The sequence below is a fragment of the Oleiphilus sp. HI0043 genome (assembly GCF_001634935.1).
The window spans coordinates 1-721 of sequence record NZ_LWEY01000781.1 but is presented as its reverse complement, the minus strand read 5'-3'; the positions used below and the strand labels follow the sequence as shown (position 1 = coordinate 721).

2 protein-coding genes are annotated in these 721 nt (G+C 45.8%); one reads left to right on the top strand and one right to left on the bottom strand.

Going from position 1 to position 721, the window contains the following annotated elements; translation table 11 throughout:
- On the top strand, window positions 1-250 hold a 250-nt coding region (locus A3729_RS32685), incomplete at its 5' end, for a hypothetical protein (RefSeq protein ID WP_197475719.1).
- Between the two features lie 8 nt (window positions 251-258).
- Here the strand turns inward: A3729_RS32685 and A3729_RS32680 are convergent.
- Window positions 259-721: hypothetical protein (locus tag A3729_RS32680; protein ID WP_197475718.1), on the bottom strand; the 463-nt coding region annotated here is incomplete at its 5' end.

Sequence of the window (721 nt, the reverse complement as noted above, 5' to 3'; positions counted from 1 at the left end):
CAACATTAATCCGGTTGTCGGTGTCAGCAAAAATATGCGAGCTAACGGGATTCCGGCCGACGTCATGACAATTGATTGTCTGAAAAGTGGTAAACGAATCATCTTGATTCTGCATGATGAACAGCCCGAACAGCTTATGTATCAGTTCGCTTACCGAGATAAGGACCCTGATGATGCATTTCAGCAAATCAAGCTGGCAGATATAAGCGTCGACCTACTCTATACCTGGATAGTGGAATACTTCTCTTAGCGGCAAACTTACAGCTCGTAACCCAGGTAAAAGTATACCGAGCTGGCACCATGATCATTGGCACCGTAGCCCAAAGCAACTGGGCCCATTATGGTGTCGGTGCCTAGATAGATACTACCACCATAAATAAGCTCTTCGAGGTCGACTTTCTCATCCTGTCTCCACACATTCCCAGCTTCTGCGCTAAGTCCTACGTATAAGGGCAAACCTGTTTTTCTAATAAAGCCTCCACGTAAGTCGTATTGATAAATCAATGCCATAAAGGCCTTATGCGGCCCGCTCAGGTCTCGCTCGTTAAAACCGGACAGGTTTAAAAAACCACCTAAAGAAGCATTGTTAACACTGTGTTCGCCATCATCTACGAACATCTTATTAAAAGCAGCCTTGCCTACAAAGGCATGGCTATCAATACTAATCGCGCCCTTCCACTCAAAGCCAAGCTGAGTAGACTGGACGCCGAAATCACTTTGC